Below are 18,804 nucleotides of genomic sequence, written 5' to 3'. Positions count from 1 at the left end.
GCATGGACGGTCTCCTGACCCAGGCCTTCCTGACCTCGCTGGTGCTGGGCGCGATCACGGCCGGCGTGCCGCTGCTGCTGGCGGGCTTGGGCGAACAGATCTCGGAAAAGGCCGGGGTGCTGAATGTCGGCATCGAGGGCATGATGCTGGCCGGGGCCTATCTCGGCTTTCTCACCGCCTTCTCCAGCGGGTCGATCTGGCTCGGCTTCCTCGGCGGCGCCGGCGGCGGGCTGGTCGTCGCCCTGCTGATGGCGCTGCTGTGCGTCCGGCTCGGCCTCAACCAGATCGTCATCGGCATCGCCCTGACCCTGGGGGCGGAGGGGCTGACCGCCCTGCTCCACTTCTTCCAGTTCGCCCAGAGCTATCCGCGGCTCGACGGCGCGGCCACCCTGCCGATCCCGGGGCTGGCGGCGATCCCGGTGATCGGCCCGGCCCTGTTCGACCGGCACCCCGTGGTCTACCACGCGGTCGGGCTCACCTTCCTCCTCGCCTGGGTGTTCCGGCGCACCGCGCTGGGGCTCGACCTGCAGGCGGCCGGCGACAAGCCGGCGGCGCTGGATGCCGCGGGGGTCGGCGTGATCGGCGTCCGCACCGCCGCAGTGCTGGCGACGGGCGCCCTGGCCGGCATCGGCGGGGCCTTCCTGGCCAATATCGGCGCCGGGCTGTTCATCCCGTTCATGACCAACGGCGCCGGCTTCATCGGCATCGTGCTGGCGATGTTGGCCCGAGGCAGGCCGGTCTGGGTGCTGCTGGGCGCCTTGCTGTTCGGCGCCTGCCTGTCGCTGACCACCGCGCTGCAGGTCGCTGGCGTCGACGTGCCGACCGACGTGATCCAGATGCTGCCCTTCGCCGCCGTCATGGCGGTGCTGGTGCTGTTCGGGCGGCGCGCCAGCCTGCCCGCGGCGCTGGGCCTGCCCTATGTCCGCGGTGCCCGCTGATGTCTTCCGGAGGAACCCTGCCATGACAGACACCAAGGTCTACCTGCTCGACGGCGGCTCGCTCGTCCTCGACAGCTACCACGTCTTCTGGAACCGCGGGCCCGGCGGCGAGATCCGCTTCCCGGTCTATTCCATCCTGGTCGAGCACGCCGAGGGCCGGTTCCTGATCGACAGCGGCTTCGACCACGACCACGTCATGAAGGTGCTGCCCTTCGAGAAGCCGCAGCAGACCAGGGAGCAGACCATCCCTGGTGCTCTCAAGCTGCTCGGGCTTGAACCGAGGGACGTCGGCACCGTCGTCAACTCGCACTTCCATTTTGACCATGTCGGCGGCAACAAGTACTTCCCGCACGCGAAGAAGCTGTGCCACCGCGACGAGATCGCCCAGGCGGCGACGCCCGAGCCCTTCGAGGTGCTGGGCTATTCCGATCTGAGCTTCTCGGCCGAGGCCGCCGCCGCCCGCGGCAAGGGCGACCAGCTGCTGGCCGGCACCACCGACGCCAATTCCCGCTTCGAGACCATCGAGGGCGATGTCGAGCTGGCCAGGGGCGTGCACCTGCTGTTCACCCCCGGCCACGCCATCGGCCATTACAGCCTGCTGGTCGAGTTCCAGACCCGGCGGCCGATCCTGTTCACGATCGATGCCGCCTACACCCAGAAGAGCCTGGAGACCCTGTGCCAGGCCTCGTTCCACATCGATCCGGTCGCGGGCGTGGCCTCGATGCGCCGTCTCGCCAGGCTGGCGGAGGAGCGGGAGGCGGAGCTGATGTTCTCGCACGACGCCCAGAACTTCGCCCATTACCAGACCGGCCCGAAATTCTACGGGTAGCTCTTTTCTTGTCATCCTCGGGCTTGACCCGAGGATCCAGGGGCAGCCGGAGCGGCTCTGTGTGGCCCCTGGATTGCCGGGTCAATCCCGGCAATGACAGCAGGGAGTGAGCCTCCGAACAGGAGTTTCCCGATGTCTACGCCTACGTTGCGCGACCCCGTCTTCACTCTGACCTCCGGCCCGGTCGACGCCTATCCGGCGGTGCTGCGCGGGCTGTCCCGCACCATCCACTATGATTACGACCCGGTCTTCCTAGCTTTCTACGAACGGGTGAACGAAAAGGCGCAGGCGGCGATGCGCCTGTCGACCCCGCCCGTCATCCTGCATGGCGAGCCGGTGCTGGGGCTGGAAGCCGCGGCGGCATCGCTGATCGCCCGCGACGACGTCGTGCTCAACCTCGCCTCCGGCGTCTACGGCAAGGGCTTCGGCTTCTGGGCCAAGCGGCACTGCGCCGAGCTGGTCGAGATCGAGGTGCCGTACAACGAGACGATCGATCCGGACGCGGTTGCCGCGATGCTGAAGGCGCGGCCCGACATCCGCATCGTCTCGGTCTGCCACCACGACACGCCGTCCGGCACGATCAACCCGGTGGAGGCGATCGGCCGGATCGTGGCGGAACACGGCGGCTGGCTGATCGTCGACGCGGTCTCGTCCTTCGGCGGCATGGACGTGCATGCGGAGGACTGCCACGCCGACATCTTCGTCACCGGCCCGAACAAGTGCCTGGGCGGCGCGCCAGGCCTCAGCCTGCTCGGCGTCAGCGACCGCGCCTGGACCAAGATGAAGGCCAATCCCGACGCGCCGCGCGCCTCGATGCTGAGCATCCTGGACTGGGAGCAGGCCTGGCGGCGGGACCGGCCCTTCCCCTTCACCCCCTCGGTCGCCGAGATCAACGGCCTGGACGCGGCGCTGGACCAGTATCTGGCGGAGGGGCCGGAGGTGGTGTGGGCCCGCCATGCGCTGACCGCGCGGGCCTGCCGGGCGGGGCTGCAGGCGATGGGGCTGGCGCTGTGGCCGGCACGCGAGGAGATCGCCTCGCCGACCACCACCGCCGTGCGGGTGCCGGACGGCGTGGCGGACGCAGACCTGCGGCGGGCGGCGCGCGAGCGCTATGGCGTCACCTTCTCTTCCGGCCGCGGCGAGACGCTGGGGAAGCTGGTGCGGATCGGCCATATGGGGCCGACCGCCCAGCCGCTCTACGCCGTGGTGGCGATCAGCGCGCTGGGCGGGGCGCTGGGTGCTCTGGGCCACGCGGTCGATATCGGCCGTGGCGTGGCCGCTGCCATGGCCGCGATCGACGCCGCCGGCTGAACCATCAACCAAAACAAAAGGACCGGGGACATGGCTTCCAACCTTTCGGGCAAGGTCGCGATCGTGACCGGGGCGGCGCAAGGGATCGGCAGGGCGATCGCGGAGCGGCTGGCGGAGGACGGGGCCCGGATCGTGGTCGCCGACATCAAGGCGGACGGGGCGGCATCGGTCGCCGCCGGGCTGGGGCATGACAGCTTCGCGGTCGCCTGCGACGTCTCCGACCCCGCGGCGGTGACGGCGCTGCACGAGGCGGTGGTGGCCCGGGCCGGCGGCGTCGACATCCTGGTCAACAACGCCGCCATCGTGCCGTTCATCGCCTGGGACGAGGTCGACCTGGCGCATTGGCAGAGGATCATGGCGGTCAACCTGACCGGCACCTTCCTGATGGCCCGGGCGTCGTCGGACCTGATGCGCCGCGACGCGCGACGCGGCCGCATCGTCAACATCTGCTCCAACACCATCTTCGCCGGCACGCCGAACATGGCGGCCTATGTCGCGGCCAAGGGCGGCGTGTTCGGCTTCACCCGGGCGCTGGCGACCGAGCTGGGCAAGCACGGCATCACCGTGAACGCGGTGACGCCGGGCCTGACCGCGTCGGACGGGGTCATGGCCAGCCCCCATGCCCAGGCCTTCGGCTTCGTCGAGATGCTGCAGGCCATCCCCGGCCAGGGCCAGCCGCGCGACATCGCCCCCGCGGTCGCCTTCCTCGCCTCCGACGAGGCGCATTGGATCACGGGCCAGACGCTGAACGTCGATGGCGGGATGGTGCGCTGGTAGCCCCCGATGCCGCGCGTCCCGGTTGCACCCTGGATGGTCCGCGGATCATTCTCCCGACCAGGGCCGGGGTCAATGGCGGGCCATTGGCACTTCGATCGGACGGCCCCTCACAGTCTCGGGGATCGCCTCGCATGAGCGTGTCATGGGCCACATCGAGTCCGGAGGAGCTGCGGGCGCATCACGCCCGCGATGCCGTGGAACAGGCCGGCCCGTTGCCTGACGACGTGCGGGAGACCGCGGTCGCGGAAGCCGGCGACTTCCGGGGCGGCCTCCTGTTCACCCCATCGGTCGGCGCTGCCGGTTCCGTGATCGTCTACTTCCATGGCGGCGGCTTCGTCGCGGGCAGCCCCCAGTCGCATCGCGGCGTCACGGCGTGGCTGGCGAAATTCAGCGGGATGCCCGCGCTGTCGGCCCGCTATCGCCTGGCGCCGGAGCATCCTTTCCCGGCCCAGCGCGAGGACGCGGTCGCCGCCTGCCACCTGGCCGTCGCGATGAGCGCCGCCCCCGACCGGACGAGGATCATTCTCGCCGGCGACAGCGCCGGTGCCTGTGTCGCCCTTTGGGGCCTTCGTGGCCTCCCGCCGGCCATGCGGGAGCGGGTTGCGGGGCTGTTGCTGCTGTATGGCGGATACGGGCAGGTCGCCAGCGACAGCATCGCGCGCCGCGGCACGGCTGAGAACGGCCTGGACCAGGAGACCTTGACCGTCATGTACAACCGGTTGGGCGACGCCGCCCTGCCCGGCGCAGACCCCATCTGGCCCCTGGCCTTCGCCCTAGATATCGCCGAGCCCGCCTATGTCCTGGCTGCCGAACTCGACGCGGTCCATGACGATTCGGTCCGGTTGTTTCGGGCCCTGCCGCATCATCCGGAAAGCGAGTTCCGGCTCGTGGCCGGGCGCGACCACGGTTTCCTCAAGCAGGCCGGGCGCGACCCCATCGCGTCGCGAGAGCTGGAGAGAGCTTCGGCGTGGATCCGCCGGCTCCCGTCGATCAGGAGCCAGATCGGAACGTACGCGCCGGCATGCGATTAGATGCTAAAGTCCGCATGAACTTATGAGAGGTGTTCATGAATGCCGCGGGAGAACTTGAACGACCTCCTCGCCTTCCTCGCGGTCGCGCGTGAGCGCAGCTTTACCAGGGCCGCGGCGCAGCTCGGGATATCCCAATCGGCGCTGAGCCACACCATCCGCGGGCTGGAGGAGCGGCTCGGCCTGCGGTTGCTGACCCGGACCACGCGTAGCGTCTCGCCGACCGAAGCCGGCGAACGCCTGCTCCGGACCGTCGGCCCGCGGCTCGAGGAGATCGATGCCGAGCTGGGCGCCCTGAGCGAACTGCGCGACAAGCCTGCCGGCACCGTCCGCATCACGGCGGGCGAGCATTCGGCCAACACCATCCTCTGGCCGGCGGTGGCGAAGCTGCTGCCGGAGTATCCGGACATCCGGGTCGAAATCATCGCCGACTACGGCCTGACCGACATCGTCGCGGAACGCTACGATGCCGGCGTCCGCCTCGGCGAACAGGTCGCGAAGGACATGATCGCGATGCGGATCGGCCCGGACATGTCCATGGCGGTCGTCGGGGCGCCCTCCTATCTCGCGCAGCGGCCGCCGCCACGGACGCCTCAGGAGCTGACGGCCCACAACTGCATCAACATCCGCCTTCCCACCTATGGCGGGCTGTACGCCTGGGAGTTCGAGAGAGATGGGCATGAGCTGAAGGTGCGGGTCGAAGGGCAGCTGGTGTTCAACACCATCGCCCTGCGGCTGAATTCGGTTCTGGCCGGGCTTGGCCTGGCCTATCTGCCCGAAGATCAGGTGCAGCCATACATCGCCGAGGGGCGGCTGATCCGCGTGCTGGCGGATTGGTGCCCGCCATTCCCGGGCTATCATCTGTACTATCCCAGCCGCCGGCAATGCCCGCCGGCCCTTTCCGTGCTGCTCCACGCGCTGCGCCACCGGGGCTGACGACGCGCCGGATTGATGAGCAGGGTCGATAGCGGACGACGGCCTCCAACCGCCCCGCGGTCGCGGCCCCGCAACATGACCCTCAGGCCGCAGGGCTGTGGAAGCGCATGGCCTTCACAGCCGTCCGCACCCGCTGCACCAAGTGACCGAGGCGGCCCAGATACAGGTAGACGATCGGCGTCGTGAACAGGGTCAGGATCTGGCTGACCGCCAGCCCGCCGACGATGGCGTAGCCGAGCGGCTGGCGGATCTCCGATCCCGTGCCGGTGCCGACCATCAGCGGAATGCCGCCGAGGATCGCGCACATGGTCGTCATCAGGATCGGCCGGAACCGGGACAGGCAGGCCTCGCGCACCGCCTCGACCGGCGACTTGCCCGCACGCTCCGCCGCCAGCGCGAAGTCGACCATCATGATGCCGTTCTTCTTGACGATGCCGATCAGCAGCACGATGCCGATGATGCCGATCACGTCGAGCGGCATCCCCGCCGCCTTCAGCGCCAGCAGCGCGCCGACGCCGGCCGACGGCAAGGTCGACAGGATCGTCACCGGGTGGACGGCGCTTTCGTACAGCATGCCGAGGATCAGGTAGACGGCGACCAGCGCGGCCGCGATCAGGGCCGGCTGCCCGGCCAGGGCGGTCTCGTAGGCATGCGCCGTACCCTGGAAGGCTCCCTGGACGCTGGCCGGCAGGTGAAGCGCCGCCACCGCGCGTTCGACATCGGTCGCCGCGGTCCCGATCGAGCTGTGCGGCGCCAGGTTGAAGGACACCGTGACCGACGGGAACTGGCTCTGATGGTTGACCACCAGCGGCGCCGTCGCCGGCGCCTGGTGCGCGATCTCGCTCAGCGGCACGGGCTGCCCGGCGGAGGAGCGCAGATAGACCGACTGCAGCGCATCCGGCCCCCGGCGGAAGGCCGGGTCGACCTCCAGGATCACGTAATACTGGTTGAGCGAAGTGAAGACCTTGGTGACGACCCGCTGGCCGAAGGCGTCGTACAGGGCGTTGTCGACATCCTGCGGGGCGATGCCGAGGCGCGAGGCCGCGTCCCGGTCGATCTGGATCGTGAACTGCAGGCCGGCACTCTCCTGGTCGCTGGTGACGTCCGCGACGCTGGGCAGCTGCGCCACCGCGGCGACCACCTTCGGCGCCCAGGACGCCAGTTCCTGCGCGTTCACATCGGTCAGCGTGTACTGGTACTGGGTCTTGGCCACGCGACCGCCGATCGTGATGTCCTGGGCGGCCTGCATGTAGAGGCGGATGCCGGTGACGGGCTGCAGCGCCTTGTCGAGCCGCGCGATCACCTGGTCGGCGGTGGCATTCGGGCCACGCTGCCCTTGCGGCTTCAGCGAGATGTACATGCGCCCCTGGTTCGGCGAGGGGTTGGTGCCACCGGGCCCGATATAGCTCGCGACCGAGCCGACTGCCGGATCCCGCAGCAGGACGTCGACGACCTGCTGCTGCTTCTCGGCCAGGGCCCCGGTGGACACGTCCTGTGCGGCTTCGGTGACGCCGGCGATCAGGCCGGTGTCCTGCTGCGGGAAGAAGCCCTTCGGGATCGTGACGAAGAGATACCCGGTCAACGCGACGGTCGCGATCATGACCATGAGGGTCAGACGCTGGTGCCGGAGCACGTGGGTCAGCGCCGCTTCATAGGCCCCGGCCAGGCGATCGAACCCGGCCTCCAGCAGCCGGTACAGCCGGCCGTGCCGCGCCGGGCCTTCGGCCTGCGCCTTGAGCAGGCGGGAGCAGAGCATCGGCGTCAGCGTCAGGGACACCAGGGCGGAGACGGCGATCGCGACGGCGACGGTGACCGCGAACTCCTGGAACAGCTTGCCGATGACGCCGCCCATCAGCAGCAGCGGGATGAACACCGCCACCAGCGAGACCGAGATCGACAGGATGGTGAAGCCGATCTGCCCGGCCCCATCCAGGGCCGCCTGCAGGGGTGTCTTGCCCTGCTCCAGGTGGTGGACGATGTTCTCGACCATCACGATCGCATCGTCGACCACGAAGCCGACGGCAACCGACAGTGCCATCAGCGACAGGTTGTCGAGCGAATAGCCGAACACGGCCATCACCGCGAAGGTGCCGACGATCGAGATCGGCACCGCGATGCCCGGGATGATCGTGGCCCAGAAATTCCTGAGGAAGAGCAGGATGGTCATGACCACCAGGCCGATGGTCAGGACCAGGGTGAACTGCACGTCGGCGACCGAGGCGCGAATGGTGGTGGTGCGGTCGGAGACCACGGAGATCTTGATCGCCGGCGGCAGCGACGCCTCGAGCTGCGGCAGCTCGCGCCGGATGCTGTCGACGGTCTGGATCACATTGGCGCCCGGCAGGCGCTGGACCGCCAGGATGATGCCGCGGTCGCGGCCATACCAGGCCGCCAGCTGGTCGTTGGCCGGGCCGATCTCGGCATGGCCGATGTCGCTGACCCGGATCGGCGCGCCATTCTTGTAGCCGATGATGGCCTGGTTGTAGCTGGCGAGCGTGGTCAGCTGGTCGTTGGTCTGCAGCGCATAGGCCTGCTGCTTGCCTTCGAGCGTGCCCTTGGGGTCGTCGACCGTGATCGATGACAGGGCGGTGCGGATGTTCTCCAGCGTCAGGCCCTGGGCCGCGAGCTGCTGGGGGTTCACCTCGACCCGCATGGCCGGCTGCTGCTGGCCGCCGATGCTCACCAGCCCGACACCCGGCACCTGCGACAGCTTCTGCGCGAGGATGCTTTCGGCATAGTCGTCGACCGTCGTCAGCGGCAGGGTGTCGGAGGTCAGGGCCAGGATCAGGATCGGCGTGTCGGCCGGATTGGTCTTCCGGTAGGTCGGCGGCGTCGGCATGGTCTTCGGCAGGTCGCCGCCGGCCGCATTGATCGCCGCCTGCACGTCTCCGGCTGCGGAGTCCACGGTGCGCGAGGGGTCGAACTGCAGCGTCACCTGGGTGAAGCCCAGGGCGCTGGCGGAGGTCATCTGCGACAGGCCGGGGATCTCGCCGAACTGGCGCTCCAGCGGCGTGGCCACCGAGGAAGCCATGGTCTCGGGGTCGGCCCCGGGCAGCTGCGCCGTGACCTGGATCGTCGGCAGGTCGACCGACGGCAGGGCCGCGACCGGCAGGGAGCGGTAGGCGACGATGCCGACCAGCACGACGCCGATCATCAGCATCAGCGTGGCGATCGGCCGCCGGATGAACGGGCCGGACAGGCCACCGTTGGACGCGGTGTTCTGGCTCATGGCTGGATCCCCAGTGTGTCGGTCTGCGCGTTCATCAGCGGCGAATCCGTGGTGTCGGCCGGACTGCGCGCGGACACCTTGTCTCCCGGCCGCAGGCCATACTGCCCGTCGCTGACCACGGTCTCGCCCGCCGTCAGGCCGGAGGTGACGAGCGCGGTTCCGCGCACCGTCTGGGCCACCTGGATCGGCTGCGGCGCCACCGTCGCGTCGGGCCGCACCACCCAGGCGAAGACCCCGTTTGGCCCGCGCTGCACCACGGCGGCGGGCACGGTCAGACCATCCTGCTGCACCTTCAGGACCAGCCGGGCCTGGACGAACTCGCCCGGCCACAGCAGCTTCTGCGGGTTCGGAAAATCCGCGCGCAACGTGATCGTGCCGCTGGCCGCGTCCACGGTGTTGTCGAGGGTCTCGAGCCTGCCGGTGTCGAGCCTGGTCGCGCCGTCCTGCGACCAGGCCTCGACCGTCAGCCCGGCCGCACCAGCGCTCGCCATCTGCCGCTGGATGTCGGGCAACGCCGCCTGCGGCAGCGTGAACAGGACGGCGATCGGCTGGATCTGGGCGATGGTCACCAGACCGCTCGCGTCGGTCGGGTGGACGACATTGCCCTCGTCGACCAGGCGGAACCCGGTGACGCCGCCGATCGGCGCCGTGATCTGGGTGTAGCCGAGCTCGACCTGGTCCTGGTCGATGACCGCCTGGTCGCCTTTGATCGAGGCCTGGAGCTGGTCGATCATCGCCTGCTGGGTGTCGACCTGCTGGTCGGTCGCAAAGCCCGAATGCTCCAGTGGCTTGTAGCGGGCGAGATTGGCGGACGCGTTGGCGAGGTGCGCCTGGTCGCGGGCCAGGGTGGCCTGGTCCTGCTCGAGCTTGGCCTGGTAGATCCGGGGGTCGATCGTGACCAGCAGGTCGCCCTTCTGCACCGTCTGCCCCTGGTCGTAGGCGATCCGCTGGATCTGGCCCTCGACCTGGGTGCGGACGGTGACCGTGTTGAAGGCCTGGACCCGGCCGAGGCCGTCCAGCTCGATCGGCACGTCCTGCTTCGTCACGGTCGCCTCGGCGACGGGCGCGGGCGACACGACCGGAACCGGCACCGCGGTGGAGGCGGAGCCGAAGACGTCGGTGCCGAGGACGAGGAGGGAGCCGGAGAGTCCGGCCACCACCCCCACGGCGGCGAGAAGCAGGTTGCGGCGCATGGTCGACCTCGCTCTGTTCAGGCTGGAACGGTGAATTCCGAAGCCTTCAAAGGTTAAGGTCGAAGCGGCAGCTCGCTCCATTGCACATCGGGACGTCGACGCCCTGCATTCGTCGGGAGGGACCTATACCTTAGTCTTGAAGCACGAAGGCACGGCGTCAGGCTCCGAGCCAAAGGCGGATGCCGTCCAGCGATCGGAACGCCGTGACGCTGCGGACGGCGATGCCCGGCATCGCGTCGGCGGCCATCCTCGCGAGGGCGTCGCCGGGGCCCAGTTCGAGCGCGCGCTGCGGACGGGCGGCGCGGCAGGCGTCCATGCAGGCCGCCCAGTCGACCGTCTGCCGGATCTGCAAGGCGAGCTTCTGCAGGCCCTCCGGCAGGCGCAGGACGGGCGCGCCGTCGACGCCGCTGATCAGTCGCACCCCCGTTGGCGGGCGCGTCCCGGCGACCCGCTGGCGAAGCAGCTCTCCGAACCGCTCGCTGGCTTCGCGGAGGAACGGCGTATGCGACGCGACCGACACGGGCAGCATGACGGTGCGGCTCGCCCCCCGCTGCTCGGCCTGCGCCAAGGCCGGCTGCAGATCGGCGACCGCGCCGCCGAGGAGGACATGCAGGGGCCCGTTGACGATGGCGATGTGGAGATCATGCGCCCGGCAGATCGCTTCGATCTCCGGGCGCGGCAGGCCCAGCATCGCGCCGAGACCCGATGCGGTGCGCGAAGCCTCGTCCATCAGCACGGCCCGCCTGGCGGTGAGATCCAGGACGGTCTCCGCATCGATGACACCGGCAATGCCCCATGCGGCCAGCTCGCCGGCGCTGTAGCCCGCAACGGTGACCGGGCGGGGCGAGGTCGGGCCCAGCACCGCCCAGTAGGCCAGCGCCTGGGTGCAGCAGAGGATCTGGGCCATCCTGTTGGCGTGAAGCTCGCCTTCACTCGCCTGATGGACCAGATCCCTCGGATCCCGGCCGTCGAGCACGCGTCGGGCGGCCGCGAAGACAGGCGCCGCCTCGGGCGCCTCGCCGACCAGGTCGAACATGCCCGCAGCCTGGCCGCCCTGCCCGGAGCAGAGGATGGCGACGCCGGTCACAGCCCGATCTCGACCCGATCGAGGAAGATCGTGGCCGCGAGCAGATCCGCGCATCCGCCGGGGCTGAGGCGCCGCCGGACGAAGGCCTGGTGGATCGCCACCGCACGATCCTCCCAATCGCCCTGCCCCACCCCTCCATCCTCCAGGAACTGCCGTGCCACGCGTTGCGCGTCCTGCAGCCCCGCGGCGCCGCCGCGATGAAGCAGGTTCGTATCCTCCACCTCGGCCATCAGGGCGAAGAAGGCCTGGACGCGGGCGGCACCCTCGTCATGGGCGAGCGCGCGTCCCTGGCGGAGGGCCGGCAGCCCGATCTCCCGCACCTGCGGGAAGCCGGCTGCGGCTTCCGCGCGGGCGCCCCCCGCCCCGAACCGGCGCAGGACGTCGCTGCCGTGGCTGCGGAGGGGGATCGGACCGCGCAGGATCGCGTCGCCCCAGCGCCGGGCGACGATGTCCGCCAGCTGCGCGGCAGACGGGCGTGCTGGGGTGACTGGGCTCTCCACCGAGGCCGCTCCGGCTGCCGCGCAGAGCAGCCCCAGGCCGAAGATCGCACCCCGGTGGGTGTTCACGCCGCCGGTGGCGGCGAGCATGGCGTCCTCGGCCTCCCGGCCGATCTGCCGAAGCCGCTCCATGTCGCCACTCGCCGAACCCGCCATCGCCAGGCGGGCATAGAAGGGGCGGATCGCCGCGGCGCTGCGCCGGAAGGTGGTGTGGTCCATATCGTCATGGCTGCCGCGATCGACATGGCTCACCAGGCCGGGCTTCGGCCATGTCTCCAGTTCGGCCACGAGGGCCGCGGCGGCCACGTCGCCCAGCCGTTCGGCGATCGCGACGGGCAGGCCGGGCCGCGGAAGCGCGAGGCTGGCGTCCAGCGCCGGACGGCTCACGCGAAGAGAGTGCGCACGCATCGGATGTCCGCTCCGTCCATGGATTTGATGAGCACGACCCCGTCGGGTCGGCGGAACTCCTGCCGAAGCTCCCGCCAGTTCACCCCGCTGCCGGCCGTGAGGAGGATCTCGCCGTCGAGCCGGACCGGGCCCGCGCTGTCCAGCCGGTCGAGGGTGTCGAGCAGATCGGGCAGGATTTCCGCCGTCGGCCTGGGCCAGATCAGGTCGATGTCCGATCCCGGCCGCAGGTAGGGCAGGCCGGTCAGGCGTTGCCACAGCAGAGCGCCGAACAGGACCGGCCGCAGCGCCAGCCGCTCGCCGAGGGCGACCAGCCCCTCCACCTGTGGCCGCCAGGCCGTCGGGACGGAGGCCGCCGCTGCGCTCAGCGGGACGGCAGCGACAGTCTCCGTCACGAATTCGGCGGGGATGGATAGGGCGAGGCGAAGCTTGCCGTGTGCCGGCGGCAGGGGCAGGCCGACGGCGACGCCATCCCCGCTGTCGCCGGCAGCCCGGCGACGCACGATCACCGGCCAGCCGCGCTCCGCCCAGCCGGCGACGAGCCGGCGCGGCCCGACCTCCAAGGCATGGAAGCCGGACGATGCGTCCAGGACCGCGGGCCACCCGCCCGGCGTCACGCGCAGCAGATCATGACGCTGCAGCATGATGGCCCTCGACGATCTGCGCCGCCACACGCCGGGCCAGCTCCGACGCCAGGCGCCGCCCGCCGCGCGCGGCGCCGAGCGCATCCCTGGCGTCATGGCCGGAACTGCCCGCCAAGGCCGCTTCGAGCTGGGCGCCGAGCGGCTGGCCCGGGTCCCAGGTCTCCGCGATGGCGCCGACCTTGCTCATGGCGGCGAGGCCGGGCGCGAAGACGGGGGTCGTCTGCGACAGCGCTTTGAGCTTGTCTTCGGGCAGCTTGGTGACGCGCGCCATCGACGGCAGGTCCATGACCGCAGGCTCCGCCCCCGGCAGCGCGACCAGGATGTCCGTCGCCAGCCCGGTGGCGAGGAAGGCGCCGGCGGCCGCCTTGCCGTAGTTCAGCCCGACCGTGCGATGCCCTTCCCGACTGGCCAGCAGCAGGCATTTGGCGAGATGGGCGAGATATTCGTTGAGGCCGAGCATCTCGTCGCGGCGGGCCATGCGCTGGCTGCGCGTGTCCACCATCACCAGGATCGGCGTGTCGCCGCCGGCCGCGATCACCCGCAGCACCCGTTCGGCCAGGGGCAGGACGCCGTCGATCCCGAGCGGTTCTCCGTCGGCGATGCCGATCACTTCGACCGCGCGACCGTTCCCGAGCCGGCCGATCCCCATGATCAGCTTGTCGGGGCGCACGACCACGTCGTGCCCGGCGGGGAACAGCCCCGCCAAGATCTCATCGACCGTCATGATCCAGTCCTTTCACCTTTGCGGCGAGCGCGATGAACGCCTCGTCGTCCATGTCCCGCACGGCCTCCGGATCTGCGATGCCGAGGATGGTCCACATCTCGGTGGCGCTGCTGCAGCCGCCGAGCCGGGACTGCCGCGACGCGAGCCGCTCCTGCTCGGCCTGCAGCGTCCGCAGGTCGAACGCCGGCACCCGTTCGAGCAGGAAGAGAGCGGCGTCGCGGAAGCCGGCCATCGTGTCCTGGGCATAGGTGTCGGCGCCCCCGATCAGGCGGCGGGTCCGGCCGCCGGTGACGCTCCAGACCAGGGCCTTGTCCTTGGAGTCGAACTCCTCGACGCCCTGGTTGGTCTCGATCACCTCGGGGCCGGTGACGCCGAGCCGTCCCTGCTCCGAGATCGCAATCCGGGAGCAGGTGGCGGCGGTGAGGCCGGCTCCGCCGAAGGCCCCGGAGCGCCCGCCGACCAGGGCGACGACCGCGACGCCGGCGCTGCGGGCCTCGGCGATCGCGCGCATCACCTCCGCGACGGCGAGCTCACCGGCATTGGCCTCCTGCAGCCGCACGCCGCCGCTGTCGAGCAGCAGCAGGACGGGGAGATCGGCGCGGTCGCGTGCCGCCCGAAGCAGGCCGACGAGCTTCGCCCCGCTTACCTCGGCGAAGGTGCCGCCCATGAACTGCCCTTCCTGCGCGGCGACCAGCACCTCGCGGCCATCGAGGCGCCCGCGCCCGATGATCATGCCGTCGTCGAACGCCGCGGGAAGGTCGAACAGCGCCAGGTGAGGGCTCTGCACGCGGTCGGAAGGCGGAAGGACCTCGGTGAAGCTGCCCGGATCGAGCAGGCCGGCGAGGCGCTCGCGGGCGGATGCCAGGAACCAGCTCGCGGAGTCGCGGCTGGCGGACCGGCGGGTCGCAATATCGGTCATTGCGCACCCTCCATCATCCTGACGCCCTGCATCAGCCGCAGCGCGACCGTGTCCGGCCGGGCCCCGCCGTCGTTGATCGAGATGCGCAGCCCGCCCGGGGAGGCGCGCTCCACGAAGTCGGCGACGACCGCCTGCCAGACCTCGTCGTAGCCGTGCACGGGGGTGGCGATCTCGACCGAGCACTCGGTTTCCGGCAGCGTGCGTTCGAGCAGCACTTCGAGATTGCCGGACGCGACGACGCCGACGATGGCGCTCCGGGCGTGCCCCTCAGCCGGCCGGCCGGGGGCGTATTGAAGCTTGATGATCACCATGGCAGACCTCCTACCAGTTCCGGAATTTGCTTGGCGGGTCGTAGAGATTGCCCGACCAGTGCATCAGCTCCTTGACGGAGTGCGCGGCGAGCAGGCTCCTGTGCGTGTCGAGCGGGTCGATGCCGAGATCCTCCGGCCGACGGATCACCTTCCGGGCCCGCAGATCCTCGACGACGCGGTGGTCGCGCGCGCGGCCGACCGGCGTGTATCCGGCCACCCCGCGGATCGCCTGCTCACGCTCATAGGCGGTGCGGCAGAGCAGGAGGTTCGCGATCCCCTCCTCCGTGACGATGTGGGTCACATCGTCGCCATAGATCATCACCGGCGGGAGATCGAGATGGAGCGTCTCGGCAAGCTGGACGCTGTCGAGCTGCTCGACGAAGGTCGGGACGAGCTTGTCGCCGAAAGTCTCGACGATCTGGACAACCAGCTTGCGGCCGCGCGGCAGCTGCTGCTGTTCGCCCGCCGCTTCCCGCCCCGCCTTCAGCCACGCCTCGCTGGCATGACGCCGGCCATGCGGATCGGACCCCATGTTCGGCGCGCCGCCGAAACCCGCGATCCGGTCGCGCGTCACCGTCGAGCTGTTGCCCTGCAGGTCGATCTGGAGAGTCGATCCGATGAAGAGGTCGGTCGCATAGAGGCCGGCGGCCTGGCAGTACATGCGGTTCGACGCCATCGAACCGTCCCGGCCGGTGAAGAAGATGTCCGGGCGGGCGCGCATATAGGCGTCCATGCCCACCTCCGATCCGAAGCTGTGGACCTGCTGCACCCAGCCGGTCTCGATCGCGGGGATGAGGGTGGGGTGCGGGTTCAGGGCGAAATGGGTCGCGATGCGCCCCTTCAGGCCGAGCCGCTCGGCATAGGTCGGCAGCAGCAGCTCGATCGCGGCGGTGTTGAACCCGATCCCGTGGTTCAGCCGCCGGACGCCGTACTCCTCGTAGATCCCCCGGATCGCCAGCATGCCGGTGAGGATCTGGGTCTCGGTGATCTGCGCCGGATCGCGGGTGAACAGCGGCTCGACATAGAAGGTCTCGGGCGCGACGACGACGAAGTCGACGCGATCACCGGGCACGTCGACCCGCGGCACCTTGTCGACCAGCTCGTTGACCTGGGCGATGACGATGCCCTGCTTGAACGCTGTGGCCTCGATCACCACGGGAGAGTCTTCCGTGTTCGGGCCCATATAGAGGTTGCCGTCGCGATCGGCGCAGCGCGCGACGGTCAGCGCCACATGCGGCGTCAGGTCGACGAAGTAGCGCGAGAAGAGCTCGAGATAGGTGTGGATCGCGCCGAGTTCGATCTTCCCGGCGTTGAGGGCCCGCGCCAACGCGGCGCCCTGCGGCCCGGAATAGGAGAAGTCGAGCCGGCGCGCGATCCCGGCCTCGAACAGATCGAGATGCTCGGCAAGCACGAGTCCGGACTGCACGATGTGCAGATCCCGGACGGTGTTGGGGTCCACCGCGGCGAGGCAGCGCGCGAGGAAATCCGCCTGCTTCTGGTTGTCACCCTCCAGGCAGATGCGGTCTCCCGGGCGGATGACCGCCTCGAGCAGGCTGGTCGCATCATCGGGCGCGACCAGCTTGCCCCGGGCATAGCGGCCGGCCGCAGTCAGCCGCTGTTCACGGGATTGTCGTCCGGTGTCCCACGCGCGCTGCGGTGAGGCGTTCGGTCGGGATGTCATGGCTGAATCTCCGGCAGGGAGAATGCGGCGCCACCCCCTCCATGGGATGCGACGACGCCGCTTCTCGTGGCCTCAGTTGGTCGCGTCGCCCGCATGCCGAGCGGCGTCCTCGATGACGGCGGCGACCTCGTTGGGGCGGGATTCGTAGACCGAGTGGCTGGCGCCCTGGAGGACGGTGACGTGGCTGTGGGCGCGCTGGTAGTAGAAGCGCTCGAGGTCGGGGTTGATGATCTTGTCGTCGGCGGCGACGATGCCCCAGCTCGGCTTGGTCTTCCAGGCCGCGGCGGTCATCGGTGCGCTGAAGACCGCGGCCGCGGTCGGGACCTGGGACTGCGCCTCGAACGTCGCCTGGTCGAGCGGCAGGTCGGCCGCGAAATGGGAGGGGAAGAGGTCCGGCCGCAGAGAGGTGTAGCCGTCCGCCGTCTTCACCACCGCACCGGGCGTCTGTTGGGTGACGCTGGGCATGGTCTTGCCGAGGGCGGCCTCGTCCTCGCCGACATCCGGCGCATGGGCCGCGACATAGACCAGGGCCGCGACATGCGGGTCCTCGCCGGCCTCGGTGATGATCGAGCCGCCATAGCTGTGGGCCACCAGGACGGTGGGGCCGTCCTGCTCGGCGAGGACCCGCCTGGTGGCGGCGACGTCGTCCGCCAGGCTGGTCAGCGGCTGCTGCACCATGGTCACGTGGAAGCCATCCTTGGTCAGGATGTCGTAGACCGGCTTCCAGCCGGACGCGTCGACCCAGGCGCCGTGGACCAGCACGATGTTCTTGATCGGCGCGGCGGGGGCGGCCGACGCGACCGCGGGAGCGACGGAGGCCAGCAGGGATGCCAGCAGGAGGATGCGCTTGCTGTGGAGCGGAGACATGAGGCCACCTCGATTGTTCGAGCATCGGGAGTGGTCTCCGAACCCCCCGGAAGGAGCGTCGCCGGGACCACGACATGACGGTACGGCGCTCCCGGCCCGCCCTCCATTGGACAGGGGGGCTGCCGAGGCCCTGCATTCCGGTCGACGGTCAGAGACTTTGGTATAGGGCCGAGGACTGGTTCATCGCTCCCGGCAGGCAGGCAAAGAGGGCCGGTTCGAAATCGCGCCCGAGACCTAGGTATAGGCTCGGCCCTACGAACACGGAGCAGCGACGATCCAACGTGCGATGGAGCGGCATGCGGCTTCGCCCCTAGCCTTGAGCGATGACGTGGACGGTCTGCGCGGCGACGGGCCTGCGCATCGTCCGTCATCCGCAAGAGGAGGCCGTTCCATGTTGTCCGACGCAATCCTGCTGGCGCTGGCGCCGGTGTTCTTTGTGATGGGGCTCGGCTATGCCGCCGGACGCATGCACATCGTCGAAAACCATCAGGTCGACAGCCTGAACAAGCTGGTGATGGACTTCGCCCTGCCGGCCTCCGTGTTCGCGGCGACGGCATCCGCGTCGCGCAGCGAGATGCTGGCGCAGGCGCCGCTCTTCGCGATCTCCGGCGGGGTGATGCTGCTGCTGTACTTGGCATGGTACGTCCGCCAGCACGCCTCTTCCAAGATCGGCAAGGAGGATGCTGCGCTCCAGGCCCTGACGATCGCCTTTCCGAACCTCGCAGGTGTCGGGCTTCCCATCGTGTCTGCGGTGCTCGGCCCCACCGGAGTCGTCCCGGTCGCCGTCACCCTGGCGGCCGGCTCGATCCTCGTCAGCCCGCTCACGCTGATCCTCCTCGAAATCAATGGGGGGAAGGATGGCGGTGCCGCCGGGCCGATGACCGCGCGGATCCTTGGGGCCCTGCGCCGAGCGCTGACCAAGCCCGTGGTCCTGGCGCCCGTGCTCGGCATCGCGCTCTCGCTGTCGGAGGTGAGGCTCGGCCCCGTCGTCGATGCCTGCCTGCTGCTGATCGGGCACGCCGCCGCCGGCGTCGCGCTGTTTCTCACCGGCCTGGTCCTGTCGGGCCAGTCCTTCCGGCTGGACTGGAAGGTCGTGAGAGCGACCGCGGCGGCCGACATCATCCGGCCGCTCCTGACCGCGCTGGTCGTGTTCATCCTGCCGGTCTCGGCCGAAACAGCGAAGGTGGCCATTCTGCTGGCGGCAGTGCCGTCAGGGTTCTTCGGCATCCTGTTCGCCGTGAACTACCGCCTGGACTCGGCCACGGCGGGATCCATGGTCATCGCCAGCACCGTGTTCAGCATCATCACGATGGCGATCGCCATTGCCGTACTGTTTCCCGGGTAAGCTGACGGCACGCGGCACGCGGCACGCGGCTTGACGGTTGGCGAGCACTCGCGTCAGGTTGTGCCCGCCCATTCTGACAAAGC

The 18,804-nt window shown here is 69.9% G+C and carries 17 protein-coding genes; 7 read left to right on the top strand and 10 right to left on the bottom strand.

Features of this window, described 5'->3' with window-relative positions; translation table 11 throughout:
- The first annotated feature begins 2 nt into the window (after positions 1-2).
- The 6 genes from E9232_RS16330 (at position 3) to E9232_RS16305 (ending at position 5,819) form a co-directional block, all read left to right on the top strand.
- The gene (locus tag E9232_RS16330; protein WP_309795437.1) at positions 3-938 is read left to right on the top strand and encodes a putative B6 ABC transporter permease subunit 1; all 936 of its coding nucleotides are present in this window, start codon (positions 3-5) and stop codon (positions 936-938) included.
- 22 nt (positions 939-960) lie between these two features.
- Complete coding sequence (pldA, locus tag E9232_RS16325) at positions 961-1,767, top strand: 4-pyridoxolactonase (RefSeq protein ID WP_309795435.1); 807 nt, start codon at positions 961-963, stop codon at positions 1,765-1,767.
- Between the two features lie 132 nt (positions 1,768-1,899).
- Positions 1,900-3,078 (top strand): pyridoxamine--pyruvate transaminase, encoded by a 1,179-nt coding sequence (gene ppaT, locus E9232_RS16320; protein WP_309795433.1) that lies wholly within the window; start codon positions 1,900-1,902, stop codon positions 3,076-3,078.
- Between the two features lie 30 nt (positions 3,079-3,108).
- Positions 3,109-3,855 carry a pyridoxal 4-dehydrogenase, SDR-type gene (pldH, locus tag E9232_RS16315; RefSeq protein WP_309795431.1) on the top strand — a complete coding sequence of 249 codons (747 nt, stop codon included), beginning with the start codon at positions 3,109-3,111 and terminating at the stop codon, positions 3,853-3,855.
- 131 nt (positions 3,856-3,986) lie between these two features.
- Complete coding sequence (locus E9232_RS16310) at positions 3,987-4,886, top strand: alpha/beta hydrolase (RefSeq protein WP_309795429.1); 900 nt, start codon at positions 3,987-3,989, stop codon at positions 4,884-4,886.
- 54 nt (positions 4,887-4,940) lie between these two features.
- A complete protein-coding gene (locus tag E9232_RS16305) occupies positions 4,941-5,819 on the top strand; it encodes a LysR family transcriptional regulator (RefSeq protein WP_445351987.1) in 879 nt (292 codons plus the stop codon).
- Between the two features lie 82 nt (positions 5,820-5,901).
- Here E9232_RS16305 and E9232_RS16300 read toward each other — a convergent pair whose 3' ends face one another.
- The 10 genes from E9232_RS16300 to E9232_RS16255 all read right to left on the bottom strand — a co-directional run bounded on the left by E9232_RS16300 (position 5,902) and on the right by E9232_RS16255 (position 17,376).
- Entirely contained in the window at positions 5,902-9,048 is a 3,147-nt protein-coding gene (locus tag E9232_RS16300; RefSeq protein ID WP_309795425.1) for an efflux RND transporter permease subunit, read from the bottom strand.
- Complete coding sequence (locus E9232_RS16295) at positions 9,045-10,241, bottom strand: efflux RND transporter periplasmic adaptor subunit (protein WP_309795423.1); 1,197 nt, start codon at positions 10,239-10,241, stop codon at positions 9,045-9,047. The genes E9232_RS16300 and E9232_RS16295 overlap by 4 nt, the downstream gene beginning before the upstream one ends.
- 157 nt (positions 10,242-10,398) lie before the next feature.
- Positions 10,399-11,328: an acyltransferase domain-containing protein gene (locus E9232_RS16290; RefSeq protein ID WP_309795420.1), complete on the bottom strand. Its 930-nt coding sequence runs from the start codon at positions 11,326-11,328 to the stop codon at positions 10,399-10,401.
- Positions 11,325-12,233, bottom strand: a complete 909-nt coding sequence (gene mdcB, locus E9232_RS16285) for a triphosphoribosyl-dephospho-CoA synthase MdcB (RefSeq protein ID WP_309795418.1) — start codon at positions 12,231-12,233, stop codon at positions 11,325-11,327. Before mdcB ends, E9232_RS16290 begins: the two co-directional genes overlap by 4 nt.
- Positions 12,209-12,874 (bottom strand): malonate decarboxylase holo-[acyl-carrier-protein] synthase, encoded by a 666-nt coding sequence (gene mdcG / locus E9232_RS16280; protein WP_309795416.1) that lies wholly within the window; start codon positions 12,872-12,874, stop codon positions 12,209-12,211. The genes mdcB and mdcG overlap by 25 nt, the downstream gene beginning before the upstream one ends.
- Complete coding sequence (locus E9232_RS16275) at positions 12,858-13,598, bottom strand: biotin-independent malonate decarboxylase subunit gamma (protein WP_309795414.1); 741 nt, start codon at positions 13,596-13,598, stop codon at positions 12,858-12,860. Before E9232_RS16275 ends, mdcG begins: the two co-directional genes overlap by 17 nt.
- The gene (locus tag E9232_RS16270; RefSeq protein ID WP_309795410.1) at positions 13,585-14,517 is read right to left on the bottom strand and encodes a biotin-independent malonate decarboxylase subunit beta; all 933 of its coding nucleotides are present in this window, start codon (positions 14,515-14,517) and stop codon (positions 13,585-13,587) included. Before E9232_RS16270 ends, E9232_RS16275 begins: the two co-directional genes overlap by 14 nt.
- Complete coding sequence (gene mdcC, locus E9232_RS16265) at positions 14,514-14,828, bottom strand: malonate decarboxylase acyl carrier protein (RefSeq protein ID WP_309795408.1); 315 nt, start codon at positions 14,826-14,828, stop codon at positions 14,514-14,516. Before mdcC ends, E9232_RS16270 begins: the two co-directional genes overlap by 4 nt.
- Before the next feature lie 10 nt (positions 14,829-14,838).
- On the bottom strand, positions 14,839-16,509 hold the full coding sequence (mdcA, locus tag E9232_RS16260; protein ID WP_309795406.1) for a malonate decarboxylase subunit alpha: 1,671 nt from the start codon (positions 16,507-16,509) through the stop codon (positions 14,839-14,841).
- Positions 16,510-16,581: 72 nt separating this feature from the next.
- Positions 16,582-17,376 (bottom strand): alpha/beta hydrolase, encoded by a 795-nt coding sequence (locus tag E9232_RS16255; protein ID WP_309795404.1) that lies wholly within the window; start codon positions 17,374-17,376, stop codon positions 16,582-16,584.
- A 391-nt stretch (positions 17,377-17,767) separates the two neighbouring features.
- Here E9232_RS16255 and E9232_RS16250 point away from each other — a divergent pair, with 391 nt between their 5' ends.
- A complete protein-coding gene (locus tag E9232_RS16250; protein WP_309795402.1) occupies positions 17,768-18,721 on the top strand; it encodes an AEC family transporter in 954 nt (317 codons plus the stop codon).
- Positions 18,722-18,804 lie beyond the last annotated feature (83 nt).

The sequence above is a fragment of the Inquilinus ginsengisoli genome (assembly GCF_031453975.1).
Lineage (GTDB): Bacteria > Pseudomonadota > Alphaproteobacteria > DSM-16000 > Inquilinaceae > Inquilinus > Inquilinus ginsengisoli_A.
Note: the sequence above shows the minus strand (reverse complement) of the source record. Positions and strands in the feature narration are given on the sequence as shown.

Bases quoted from the DNA above. Each gene is read 5' to 3' on its own strand.
- mdcC (WP_309795408.1), bottom strand. From the start codon at position 14,828: ATGGTGATCATCAAGCTTCAATACGCCCCCGGCCGGCCGGCTGAGGGG.
- mdcA (WP_309795406.1), bottom strand. From the start codon at position 16,509: ATGACATCCCGACCGAACGCCTCACCGCAGCGCGCGTGGGACACCGGA.
- E9232_RS16330 (WP_309795437.1), top strand. From the start codon at position 3: ATGGACGGTCTCCTGACCCAGGCCTTCCTGACCTCGCTGGTGCTGGGC.
- E9232_RS16310 (WP_309795429.1), top strand. From the start codon at position 3,987: ATGAGCGTGTCATGGGCCACATCGAGTCCGGAGGAGCTGCGGGCGCAT.
- mdcG (WP_309795416.1), bottom strand. From the start codon at position 12,874: ATGCTGCAGCGTCATGATCTGCTGCGCGTGACGCCGGGCGGGTGGCCC.
- mdcB (WP_309795418.1), bottom strand. From the start codon at position 12,233: ATGCGTGCGCACTCTCTTCGCGTGAGCCGTCCGGCGCTGGACGCCAGC.
- ppaT (WP_309795433.1), top strand. From the start codon at position 1,900: ATGTCTACGCCTACGTTGCGCGACCCCGTCTTCACTCTGACCTCCGGC.
- E9232_RS16270 (WP_309795410.1), bottom strand. From the start codon at position 14,517: ATGACCGATATTGCGACCCGCCGGTCCGCCAGCCGCGACTCCGCGAGC.
- E9232_RS16250 (WP_309795402.1), top strand. From the start codon at position 17,768: ATGTTGTCCGACGCAATCCTGCTGGCGCTGGCGCCGGTGTTCTTTGTG.
- pldA (WP_309795435.1), top strand. From the start codon at position 961: ATGACAGACACCAAGGTCTACCTGCTCGACGGCGGCTCGCTCGTCCTC.
- E9232_RS16255 (WP_309795404.1), bottom strand. From the start codon at position 17,376: ATGTCTCCGCTCCACAGCAAGCGCATCCTCCTGCTGGCATCCCTGCTG.
- E9232_RS16300 (WP_309795425.1), bottom strand. From the start codon at position 9,048: ATGAGCCAGAACACCGCGTCCAACGGTGGCCTGTCCGGCCCGTTCATC.
- pldH (WP_309795431.1), top strand. From the start codon at position 3,109: ATGGCTTCCAACCTTTCGGGCAAGGTCGCGATCGTGACCGGGGCGGCG.
- E9232_RS16275 (WP_309795414.1), bottom strand. From the start codon at position 13,598: ATGACGGTCGATGAGATCTTGGCGGGGCTGTTCCCCGCCGGGCACGAC.
- E9232_RS16295 (WP_309795423.1), bottom strand. From the start codon at position 10,241: ATGCGCCGCAACCTGCTTCTCGCCGCCGTGGGGGTGGTGGCCGGACTC.